The following is a 2,924-nucleotide window of genomic DNA, read 5'->3' on the forward strand; positions in this document are numbered from 1 at the left end:
TCGGTGGTGTGATCAAGATGGTCATGGCGATGCGGCACGGTGTGCTGCCGCGGACCCTGCACGTCGACGAGCCGACCCCGCACGTGGACTGGACGGCCGGCGATGTCCGGCTGCTGACCGAGGCCCTCGACTGGCCTGGGTCGGACCGCCCTCGTCGTGCCGCCGTGTCGTCGTTCGGCATCAGCGGCACCAACGCCCACGTGATTGTCGAGCAGGCTCCCGCGTCGGCGGAGTTGCCGCTCGCGCCCGGCTCCGGCGCTGTCGTGCCGTGGGTGCTGTCGGGCAGGACATCGGCGGCGCTGCGGGCGCAGGCGGAGCGCCTGCTGTCCCTGGCCGCAGCACCGGACACGGACCTGCAGCCGGTCGACATCGGCTTCTCGCTCGCCACCACACGCACGGCCATGGAGCACCGGGCCGCTGTGGTGGGCGAGAACCGGGACGAACTTCTGGAAGGGCTCCGCGCGCTGGCCGCTGGGTCCCCGTCCACCCGGGTCGTCCTGGGTGAACCGGGCACCGGCGGCAAGCTCGGCTTCTTGTTCTCGGGCCAGGGCTCGCAGCGGATCGGCATGGGACGTGAGCTGTATGAGGCGTACCCCGTGTTCGCCACGGCGTACGACGAGGTGTGCGCGCTTCTGGACGCGCCCGTCCACGTCGACTCGGAGGAGCTCGACCAGACGGGTTCGACGCAGCCCGCGCTCTTTGCTGTCGGAGTCGCCCTGTTCCGGCTTCTCGAATCGTGGGGCATCCGGCCGGACTACGTGGCCGGTCACTCGGTCGGCGAGATCGCGGCCGCGCACGTGGCAGGGGTGCTGTCGCTCGCTGACGCGGCGAAGCTGGTGTCCGCGCGTGCCCGCCTCATGCAGGCGCTGCCCGACGGCGGGACGATGGTCGCCGTACAGGCCACCGAGGACGAGGTGCTCCCGCACCTCACCGAAGGCGTCGGTATCGCGGCGATCAACGGCCGGCGGTCGGTCGTGGTCTCCGGTGCCGAGGAGGTGGTCGTCGCCATTGGCGAGGCCTTCCGGGAACAGGGGCGTCGGACGTCCCGGTTGAAGGTCAGCCACGCGTTCCACTCGCCGCTGATGGACCCCATGCTGGAGGAGTTCGCGCAGGCCGTCAGCGGTCTGGCCGTCAAAGAGCCGCGAATTCCCGTCGTTTCGAACCTCACCGGCCGCCTCGCCGAGCCGTACACCCCCGACTACTGGGTCCGGCACGTCCGCGAAGCGGTCCGCTTCGCCGACGGCGTCCAGACCCTGCACGAGCTGGGCGTGACGACCTTTGTCGAGATCGGCCCCGGTGGTGTCCTCAGCGCCCTGGCCCAGGGCTGCTTCGACGACGGCACAGACATCGTCACCGTGCCCGCCCTGCGCGCCGACCGCCCCGAGCCGCAGGCCGTCGTCACTGCGCTCGCCGAGCTGCATGCCCATGGCGTCTCCGCGGACTGGCAGGCGCTCTTCCCCGGCGCCCGGCGCGTCGACCTGCCGACCTACGCCTTCCAGTACGAGCGCTTCTGGCTGGAGGCGCCCGAGGAGTTCACCGGCAGTGCCGCCGCCACCGGACTCGGACTGGGTGCGGCGGAGCACCCGTTGGCCGGTGCGGCGGTCGCGCTGCCCGGCGCCGGTGGGTTCCTGGTCACCGGGCGGCTCTCGCTCAGGACGCACCCCTGGCTCGCCGACCACACGGTCATGGACAGCGTGCTGCTGCCGGGTACCGCGCTCGTGGAGCTGGCGGTGCGTGTGGGCGACGAGGCCGGCTGTGCGCAGGTCGAGGACCTGACGCTGGAAGCACCGTTGATCGTCCCGGAGCGCGGTGGTGTCGCGGTGCAGGTGTGGGTCGGGGCCGAGGAGGAGCCGGGCAGGCGCGCAGTGAGCGTGCACTCGCGGCTTGAGGACGCCCCGGACGACGCGCCGGATGACGCGCCGTGGGTACGGCACGCGGTCGGCTTTGTGACAGACGCGCTGCCCGAGCCGCCACACGGCGCGGACCTCGGCGCGTGGCCGCCAGTGGGTGCGGAGGCCGTCGACCTGACCGGGTTCTACGAGGGCCTGGACGGACTCGGCCTGGGCTACGGCCCGGTCTTCCGTGGCCTGCGGTCGGTGTGGCGCAGCGGGGACGACGTCCTCGCTGAGGTCGTGCTCCCTGAGGGCATCGAGGCGGGCGCGTTCGCCGTTCATCCGGCGTTGCTGGACGCGGCGCTCCACGCGATCGGCTCGGGCGGGCTCGTCCCCGTCGTCCACGCGCCGCTGCTGCCCTTCGCCTGGTCCGAAGTGAGTGTGCGTGGAGCGGGAGCGACAGCGCTGCGGGTCAAGGTCTCTCCCACGGGTACGGACGCCGTGTCGCTGACCGCGGCCGACACCTCAGGCGCTCTGGTGGCCACGGTCGGCTCGCTGTCGCTGCGGCCGGTGTCGCGTGAGCAACTGCTCGCGGCGGGCGGCTCCGGCAGGCGTGCCGACGACTCGCTGTTCGGCCTCGCATGGCAGCCGGCGGCCCTCACGGAGGCTGACGCTGTCGCCGGGCTCGCCATACGGAGCTATGCGGACCTGGCCGCCCTGTCCGCCGAGCCGGTCCTTCCCGATGTCGCGGTGGTCACGGTCGTTCCGTGCCCGGTGGGGTCCGGTAGGGAGACCGCCGACCGTGTGCATGGCATCGCGGGTGAGGTTCTGGCGTTGGTGCAGTGGTGGTTGGCGGAGGATCGTGCGGGGCGTTTGGCGTTGGTGACGCGTCCGGGTGATCTGGCTCATGCCGCGGTGTGGGGGCTGGTGCGGTCCGCGCAGTCGGAGAACCCGGACCGGATCGTGCTGGTGGAGGCAGAGGACACCGACGAGGCGGTTCGCGTGCTGCCCGCCGTACTCGCGTCCGGTGAGCCGCAGGTCGCGGTCCGCGCCGGGAAAGTGTTCGTACCGCGCCTGGCGAAGGCCACCGGG

Annotated in this window: 1 protein-coding gene; it reads left to right on the forward strand. The window is 72.2% G+C overall.

Going from position 1 to position 2,924, the window contains the following annotated elements; genetic code table 11:
* Positions 1–2,924, forward strand: a 2,924-nt coding sequence (locus tag AB0I54_RS48010) for an acyltransferase domain-containing protein (protein ID WP_363302733.1), incomplete at both ends; no start/stop codon positions are given.

The organism is Streptomyces sp. NPDC050625, from assembly GCF_040654755.1.
Taxonomy (GTDB): domain Bacteria; phylum Actinomycetota; class Actinomycetes; order Streptomycetales; family Streptomycetaceae; genus Streptomyces.